A 7,563-nucleotide genomic window follows, 5' to 3' on the forward strand; every position below is an offset into this window, starting at 1 on the left:
AACGTGGAGCCATGCAGATCTTCGGCGTGGACATCGGCGGATCCGGCATCAAGGGCGCCCCTGTGGATCTGGACCGGGGCGACCTGGCCCAGGAGCGCTGCAAGGTGCTCACCCCGCACCCGGCGACGCCCGACGGCGTGGCGGACGGGGTCAAACAGGTGGTGGACCACTTCGGGTGGACGGGTCCGGTCGGCCTGACCTTCCCCGGGGTGGTCACCGGCGGCGCCACGGTCCGTACGGCGGCGAACGTCGACAAGAGCTGGATCGACACGGACGCGCGCGCGTTGTTCAGCGGCCGGCTCGGCGGTCTGCCGGTGACCGTGGTCAACGACGCGGACGCGGCGGGCGTCGCCGAGATGGAGTTCGGCGCCGGCCGGGGCCGCAAGGGCACGGTCATCCTGCTCACCTTCGGCACGGGCATCGGCAGCGCCGTCTTCGTGGACGGCGTCCTGCTCACCAACACCGAGCTGGGCCACCTGGAGCTGGACGGCCACGACGCCGAGAAGCGCGCCTCCAGCAAGGTCAAGGAGGACCACGACCTGAGCTGGGAGCAGTGGGCGCACCGCGTGCAGAAGTACCTGGCCCACGTGGAGATGCTGTTCTCGCCGGAGCTGTTCATCATCGGCGGCGGGGTCAGCCGCAAGGCGAACAAGTTCCTGCACCTCATCGAGGGCGTCAAGGCCGAGATCGTCCCCGCCCAGCTGCAGAACAACGCGGGGATCGTGGGCGCGGCGATGAGAGCGGCCCAGCGCGCCTAGTCGCCGGGGGCGGGGCCGGCACCGGCGTCAGCCGCGGCGCCGGCGCCGCCGTACCCACCGCACCCGGCGGACGAGCGTGATCAGCCCGGCGGCGAGGGTTCCGGCGTACAGCCAGCCCGCCTGGGTGGCGAGCCCGGTGACCAGCCCCATCAGGCGGCCGAGCAGCCCCCCGCCGCCCTCGGCGACGGGCAGCAGCCCGACGGCGAACGCGATCGGTACGACGACGGGCGCGGTCAGCACGTCCCCGCCGCGCACCCACAGTGCGGTCAGCACGCACACCGGCAGGAACAGCACGCCGTAGACCGTCGGGGACGCGCCGAACAGCAGCTCGTCCAGCCAGCCGAGCAGGAACATGGCCGCCAGGCAGAACAGGCCGCCGCCGAGCCCGGTCAGCCGCGGGTTGGGCAGCCGTGGGTCGGCCAGCCGAGGGTTGTTCAGACGCCCGCCCGCCGCACCGGGCCGCGCTCCCCGCACCGGCCGCACGGCCCGTCCGTCACCCGGCGCCGGCCGCCGTCCGCCGCCGAGCCCGCGTCCGCCGCCGGGCTCGCGCTCACCGTCCGTCCCGCGGCGTCCCTGCGCCGGCAGCGGGGCCGACGAGGGCGTGCCGCGTCGCGGTCCGTCGTTCGAGGGTCGCGATCCGTGTTGCTCCACAGGGACCAACCTAGGTCTGTTTATGTGCCGAATCGGCCGCGAGACACGCCGACGGCCAGAGCTTGGCCGGGCGATCACCGCTCCCGTGAGGCGGCCGCGCGGGACGCCGTAAACTGGTGGATCGGCCAGTGTCGGTCTCTGGCCCCTGGCAGCCCCTGGCCCACTCAACTACGGGAAGTCGCAACGTGTCGCTCACGATCGGAATCGTCGGCCTGCCCAATGTCGGCAAGTCGACCCTGTTCAACGCCCTGACCAAGAACGACGTGCTGGCGGCCAACTACCCGTTCGCCACGATCGAGCCGAACGTCGGCGTCGTCGGCGTGCCCGACGCCCGCCTCGCCCGGCTCGCCTCGATCTTCAAGTCGGAGCGCATCCTTCCGGCCACGGTCGACTTCGTCGACATCGCCGGCATCGTGCGCGGCGCCTCGGAGGGCGAGGGCCTGGGCAACAAGTTCCTGGCGAACATCCGCGAGTCCGACGCGATCTGCCAGGTCATCCGCGCCTTCAAGGACGAGAACGTCGTCCACGTCGACGGCAAGGTCTCGCCGAAGGACGACATCGAGACGATCAACACCGAGCTGATCCTCGCCGACCTCCAGACCATCGAGAAGGTGCTGCCCCGCCTCCAGAAGGAGTCGCGGATCAAGAAGGACATCGCGCCCAAGGTCAAGGCCGTCGAGGAGGCCAAGGAGATCCTGGAGAAGGGTGACACGCTCTTCGCGCACGGCATCGTCCAGGGCAGCGAGCGCGCCGAGCTCCTGCACGACCTGCACCTGCTCACCACCAAGCCCTTCCTCTACGTCTTCAACGTCGACGAGGACGAGCTGGTGGACGAGGAGTTCAAGAACGAGCAGCGCGCCCTGGTCGCCCCCGCCGAGGCGATCTTCCTCAACGCCAAGCTGGAGGCCGACCTCGCCGAGCTGGACGAGGAGGAGGCCCTGGAGCTCCTGCAGTCCGTCGGCCAGGACGAGCCCGGCCTCGCCACCCTCGCCCGCGTCGGCTTCGACACCCTCGGCCTGCAGACCTACCTGACGGCCGGCCCCAAGGAGTCCCGCGCCTGGACCATCAAGAAGGGCGCGACGGCCCCCGAGGCGGCCGGTGTCATCCACACCGACTTCCAGAAGGGCTTCATCAAGGCCGAGGTCATCTCCTTCCACGACCTGGTCGAGGCCGGCTCGGTCGCCGAGGCCCGCGCCAAGGGCAAGGCCCGCATGGAGGGCAAGGACTACGTGATGCAGGACGGGGACGTGGTGGAGTTCCGCTTCAACGTCTGAGCGGATGAAATAACCCACGTCGGTGACATGGCAAACATGCAGGTCAGAAGGGGTCGACTCCTCCGGGGGGCGGCCCCTTCGTCCATGCCGTGCTGGATCGGTGCTGGATTACCTGACGCTCAGTCACCCTCGCTCGACCCTACCGGTGGGATCAGTGTGACCTGGTTGCAGGTAGCTGAGTGAGCAGGCCCGAGGTCTGTCCGTGCCGGATCTCTGCTGGATGTTCAGGCGCGCTGGATCAGGTGTCGTAAACGGTGGAGCGACGCCCGACGTTCCAGGCAGGCGCAGTAGGCGCGGCGCAGGGGCTCGATGGCGCCGTCGATCTCCAGGGTTGCCAGGGCCATGGCCGCCCATTCGGCGGGTATGGCGTCGGCGCCGGTCCGGATCAGCTCCGCGCGGGCCTCGTAGGACTCGTCGGCCTTGCCGTCGAGCTGCCGGACGAGTGTCTCGATGTGGGAGGTCACGACGCGGAGTGGTCCCGGCGCCAGAAGGTGGGCAGCCACCAGCAGAGCACCGAGTGGTCGTCGGGCCACGGGGCGCGGTTCTCGGCCGGCCAGTCCTCGAAGGAGTCGCGTGTCAGGTCGATGGGGCGCCAGGCGGGGTCGAGTGGCTCGTCCTCGGTCGGCGGGCGGACGTACCGGCGGCCGTGCTCGTCGCAGGCGCCGAAGTCCTGGTAGTTGCGTTGGGCCTCGATCAGGGAGACCTTGTTCGCGCCGCCTGCCATGGTCGGCCAGCGGAACTGGACCCCGTCGTCCTCCCAGAAGCAGACGGGGCAGATCTCGTACGAGCCGGGCATCGCGTCCAGCACGCGGTGCCCGCAGCAGGGACAGGGGTAGGAGTCGCTCACCCGCGTAGTCTCGTTGCAGGTCCCGCCGGTGTGCCATGGATTTCTCCGCCTCGGCGTCCCCGGCCAGTTCGCAGGACAGCCGTGAACGACCGTCGGGAGTCAACGGATGCCAAACACGTGACTCCGGGGCCGGATCTTCCACTCCGGCCCCTTCCTGTCTCCGTCGGCGGCTCAGGGAGACGGGCGAGAGGTGCGGTTCGCCGTGTCCAGGGCCAGCGCGGTGAGCCCGGCCGTGAGCGAGACCAGCGCGCCGAGCAGGAGGGCCGTGCGGGCGCCGTGGCGGGCCGCGATCCAGCCGGTCAGTGTGGCGCCCAGCGGGGTGGAGCCCTGGAGGAGCAGGGTGTACAGGGCCAGGACGCGGCCCCGGTGGCTCGGTGCCGAGCCCAGCTGGAGACGGTGGTTGACGGCCTGGGTGAAGTACAGCGTGGTGTACCCCGTGACGACCAGCAGGGCCAGGGCGACGGTCCGGCCGGGGGCGAGCGCCGTCAGGGACTCCGCGGTGCCGAAGGCGACGGCCGCGCCGGCCACCAGCCGGGCCGAGGGTCGGGTACGGCGACCCGTGCCGGCCAGCGCGCACAGCAGCGACCCGACGGCGACGGCCGAGGTGAACAGGCCGAAGGAGCCGGCGCCCGCGTGGAAGACGGTCTTGGCGAGCAGCGGCAGGGTCAGCTGGAAGTTCATGCCGGCCACGGCGACGAGGGCCAGCAGCCCGAGGGTGAGCATCAGGTCGGGACGGGCGGCGGCATAACGCAGGGCGCCGACGGTCCGGTCCTGCTGCGGGCCGCTGCCGGTCCGGCGCAGGTCCGCCGGGCGCATCAGGGCGAGCGCGGCCACGGTGGCCAGGTAGCTGACCGCGTTGACCAGCAGCACCGGACCGGCCCCGAGCCAGGTGAGCGCCAGACCGCCCAGGGCGGGACCGCAGATCCGGGCGATGTTGAAGTAGGCGGCGCTCAGCGCCGAGGCGTTCGGCAGCAGCTCCGGGCCCACCATCTCCTGTACGAACGACATCCGGGCCGGCGTCTCGATCGCGTTGACGACGCCGAGGCAGCAGGCGGCGGCGCACACGTGCCACACCCGCACGGCGCCCGCCAGCACCAGCGGGGCCAGGGCCAGGGACAGCGCGCCCGCGGTGAGGTTCGCCGTGAGGAGGATCCTGCGCTTGTCGTGGCGGTCGGCGAGACGGCCGCCGTACAGGGTGAGCAGCAGCATGGGCAGGAACTGCAGAGCGGTGACCAGCCCCAGCACGGTGGGTGAGTCGTCGCTGAGGGAGAGCACCAGCCAGTCCTGGGTGACGACCATCATCCAGGTGCCCATGACGGAGACGAGCTGGCCGGTGAAGAACAGCCGGAAGTTGCGGACCCGCAGGGACCGGGCGACCGCGCCGCCGCGGGACGCCGGCCGGGTCGCCGTGGCCTGCCGTGTCACGCCGTGGCCAGTTCACGCCGGGCGAGCAGTTCCTCCGCGAAGGCAAGGGCGCGCAGATGATAGGAGCGGGCGCCCCAGCCGAGGCTGATGTTGTGCCCGGCGTCCGGGTGGTGGTGCACGCTCACCGTGGTCGACCGCAGATGCGCGGCCATCTCCGCCAGCGTGTCGGGATCGCAGCGCCACCAGCCCTCGTACTCGGCGAAGGTCAGCCGTACGGGCACCCGCACCCGGGCGGCGATGCCGGGGAAGAGCTCCGCCCACTGCCGCAGCTCGCGCTCCTCCGCCGCGGGCATGGGCGCCACCAGGGGCCGGCTGAAGCGGAAGCTGTTCGGGGGGTAGAGCCGCAGCGGACCCCAGTGCCGTTTCCACGCGTTGCGGCCGTGCGGGGCGGGGTCGTCCGGCAGGTCGGCGGCGTAACGGTGGCCGCAGCCCGAGACGTCCAGCCCGATGAGCCGTCCGCGCACGTCGTCGGCCGCCGCGGTGAGCGCCACCTTGCCGCCGAAGGAGTGCGCCACCAGCAGGAAGCCCGCGCCGGTCGGGAAGCGCCGGGAGTAGTCGTCCAGGGCCGCGTGCAGCGTGGCCGACTGCTCGGTGAGGCACTGGCCGTGCGGCACTTCGAGGACGGAGCTGCCGTACCCCGGGCGGTCCAGGCTGAGCACCGAGAAGCCGAGGCTCGCGCCCAGCCGCAGCAGGGACAGGCTCGGATGGGCCTGCCCGTCGAAGTACCCGGCGGTCATGCCTCCGCCGTGCACGGCGACCACCACCGCCCGGGGCGGCCGCTCGGCCGGCTCGATGTGCAGCCCGGACAGGGGGATGCCGTCCCCGTCGAGGAGGATCTCCGCGACGCCCGACGTCCTGGGTCTGGGGATACGTTCCATGCCGTTACCTTTACCTTTGCCTTCGGCCTTTCCTGCCTTTCGTTGCTCAGACCGTGTACGGGCGGCGGTGTCGGGCCTGGCGGAGCGCGACCGCCCACCACACCAGCCGGCCGAACATGGTCTTCGCCGCCGCCTCGGCACCAGGTACGTCCCGCGGGCTGCCGTCCGCGTCGAAGTGGGTGCGGACGTCCGCGAAGCTGACGCCGTCCCGCAGGGTGGCCACATGCAGCTCGGCGAAGGTCTGGCGCAGCTGCTCCACGGCGCGCAGGCCCCGGGACCGGCCGCCGTAGGAGACGAACGAGACCGGTTTGCCGCGCCATTGCGTCGGATGCCAGTCGATGACGCTCTTCAGGCTGGCGGGGCAGCCGTGGTTGTACTCGGCGGTGACGACGACGTACGCGTCCGCCGCCTCGATCCGTGCCGCGACCTCGTCGAGCCGCTGCCGCGCCGCGGCCGCCCGCGCCGGGGAGACGACGGCCGGCAGGTCCGCCTCCACCGCGTCGATGACGTCCACCCGGAACGCGCCGTACTGCCGGGCCTGCCGGGCCAGCCAGTGGGTGACGAGCGGGCCGGACGCGCTCTCCGGCGGACTGCTGGTGATCACTGCGAGACGCAGGGGGTCTTCGGACACGGCCGGCCTCTTTCGAACTCGAATACGGGGGACTCGCCTGCTCGGACGGGTGGGTGGGACACGGCGGAGACCGCGACGGGGGCGGCCGTACGGCGGCCGGCGGTGCCGGGCGCGGCACGCTCGCCGGCCAGCATCAGCAGGCCCACGGTCGCCATGCCGGCCGCCGAGGCCACGCAGAACAGGCCGGCCGTGCCGTAGCGGAAGCCGTCGTCCAGCGCGGTGACACCGATCAGGGCGGCGACGGCCGGGTTGACCAGGGTCGCCGTGACCAGCGGGACGACGAGTCCGCCGCCGCGGTAAGAGGCCTGCGAGGCGGCCAGGCCCGCCACCGCCATGAGGGCCGTCAGCGCCACGCCGGCCGCCTCGGCTCGCGGGGCCAGCACGCCCCAGCCGTCGACGACCGCCTTGGTGTGCACCGAGGCGATGCCGAAGGCGACACCGGCCGCCGTGGCGAGCACCGCGCTGCGCCCGGCCGCCCGGCGCACCCGGGCGGCGAGACCGGCCAGCGCCGTGAGCCCCGCGCAGCCCAGCGCGGCGATCAGGACCTGGTCCCGGCCGGACGGTACGACGCCCGGTCCGGCCTCGACCAGCGAGCCGAGCCCGGCCAGTCCGGCGGAGACCAGCCCCGCACCGGCCCACACGGTCCGCCCCGCCGCCCGGCGTTCACGGCCGAACGCGGCGACGGCCAGGGCGAAGACGATGGTCAGCACGCCCAGTGGCTGCACCAGAGTCAACGGGCCCCAGCGCAGGGCGAGCACGTGCAGCAGCGCGCCACCGCCGTTCAGCGTCAGCGACGCCCACCACGGACCGGAGCGCAGGGCCCCGGCCGTCCGCCGTGCGGTGGCGGCGGCGCGCTCCTGGAGGCGGGCCGCCAACGCATAGGACAGCGCCGAGACCAGGCACAGCAACACGGACAGCGCCATCGGTTCAGTCCCTGATCTCGCAGATGGCGGCGCCCGAGGAGACGGAGGCACCGACCGTGGCGCCGAGATCCTTGACGGTGCCGGCTTTGTGGGCGTTGAGGGGCTGTTCCATCTTCATGGCTTCCAGGACGACGACCAGGTCGCCTTCCTTGACCTCCTGGCCCTCCTCGACGGCG

10 protein-coding genes are annotated in these 7,563 nt (G+C 72.3%); 2 read left to right on the forward strand and 8 right to left on the reverse strand.

All coding sequences use genetic code 11. The features are described from left to right. The first annotated feature begins 11 nt into the window (after nt 1–11). Entirely contained in the window at nt 12–758 is a 747-nt protein-coding gene (gene ppgK / locus OO52_RS39410; RefSeq protein WP_030655588.1) for a polyphosphate--glucose phosphotransferase, read from the forward strand. Between the two features lie 27 nt (nt 759–785). On the opposite strand, the gene OO52_RS39415 is transcribed toward ppgK, so the two are convergent. Then, nucleotides 786–1,409, reverse strand: coding sequence for a DUF6542 domain-containing protein (locus OO52_RS39415; protein WP_234339910.1), 624 nt, complete (start codon nt 1,407–1,409; stop codon nt 786–788). Between the two features lie 185 nt (nt 1,410–1,594). On the opposite strand from OO52_RS39415, the gene ychF reads away from it, so the two are divergent. Beyond that, a complete protein-coding gene (gene ychF, locus OO52_RS39420) occupies nt 1,595–2,683 on the forward strand; it encodes a redox-regulated ATPase YchF (protein WP_030655596.1) in 1,089 nt (362 codons plus the stop codon). A 224-nt stretch (nt 2,684–2,907) separates the two neighbouring features. On the opposite strand, the gene OO52_RS46285 is transcribed toward ychF, so the two are convergent. From OO52_RS46285 to OO52_RS48545, 7 genes are all read right to left on the reverse strand, one after another. Next, nucleotides 2,908–3,147 carry a hypothetical protein gene (locus OO52_RS46285; RefSeq protein WP_030655598.1) on the reverse strand — a complete coding sequence of 80 codons (240 nt, stop codon included), beginning with the start codon at nt 3,145–3,147 and terminating at the stop codon, nt 2,908–2,910. Next, nucleotides 3,144–3,530: a CPCC family cysteine-rich protein gene (locus OO52_RS39425; protein ID WP_030655600.1), complete on the reverse strand. Its 387-nt coding sequence runs from the start codon at nt 3,528–3,530 to the stop codon at nt 3,144–3,146. Before OO52_RS39425 ends, OO52_RS46285 begins: the two co-directional genes overlap by 4 nt. A 171-nt stretch (nt 3,531–3,701) precedes the next feature. Further along, nucleotides 3,702–4,955: an MFS transporter gene (locus tag OO52_RS39430; RefSeq protein WP_051818946.1), complete on the reverse strand. Its 1,254-nt coding sequence runs from the start codon at nt 4,953–4,955 to the stop codon at nt 3,702–3,704. Then, nucleotides 4,952–5,833, reverse strand: coding sequence for an alpha/beta hydrolase (locus OO52_RS39435; protein ID WP_030655603.1), 882 nt, complete (start codon nt 5,831–5,833; stop codon nt 4,952–4,954). The genes OO52_RS39430 and OO52_RS39435 overlap by 4 nt, the downstream gene beginning before the upstream one ends. 46 nt (nt 5,834–5,879) lie before the next feature. Then, the gene (locus tag OO52_RS39440; protein WP_030655604.1) at nt 5,880–6,464 is read right to left on the reverse strand and encodes an NADPH-dependent FMN reductase; all 585 of its coding nucleotides are present in this window, start codon (nt 6,462–6,464) and stop codon (nt 5,880–5,882) included. Continuing rightward, nucleotides 6,434–7,387, reverse strand: coding sequence for a DMT family transporter (locus tag OO52_RS39445; protein ID WP_051818948.1), 954 nt, complete (start codon nt 7,385–7,387; stop codon nt 6,434–6,436). The genes OO52_RS39440 and OO52_RS39445 overlap by 31 nt, the downstream gene beginning before the upstream one ends. A gap of 4 nt (nt 7,388–7,391) precedes the next feature. Beyond that, nucleotides 7,392–7,563, reverse strand: a 172-nt coding sequence (locus OO52_RS48545; RefSeq protein ID WP_283936495.1) for an acetyl-CoA carboxylase biotin carboxyl carrier protein subunit, incomplete at its 5' end; no start/stop codon positions are given.

Origin of the sequence: Streptomyces flaveolus (genome assembly GCF_000716535.1) — a bacterium.
GTDB lineage: Bacteria > Actinomycetota > Actinomycetes > Streptomycetales > Streptomycetaceae > Streptomyces > Streptomyces flaveolus_A.